At 55.7% G+C, this 203-nt stretch carries 1 protein-coding gene; it reads right to left on the reverse strand.

Features of this window, described 5'->3' with window-relative positions:
• On the reverse strand, positions 1–203 hold a 203-nt coding region (locus ACNQO6_RS18695; RefSeq protein ID WP_440209937.1), incomplete at both ends, for a hypothetical protein.

Here is a 203-nt window from a genome sequence, read left to right on the forward strand (position 1 = left end):
ATCGGTCAGGTCCTGACTGGCCTGATCCAGTTGGCCTTTATTGACTGCATCAGTGGCATCGGTCCCATCGGCAACATTCGTGACTTTGGTCCCTGCAGCATCGATGCCGTCTTTGGTGACACTTGGGCCACCGGTGATGGTCATGCCATCGTTGTTGATGACGGTATCGCCCGCAGTCACGCTATCCACTTTCAGGTCACGGT

The organism is Acinetobacter calcoaceticus (genome assembly GCF_051947995.1).
Taxonomy (GTDB): domain Bacteria; phylum Pseudomonadota; class Gammaproteobacteria; order Pseudomonadales; family Moraxellaceae; genus Acinetobacter.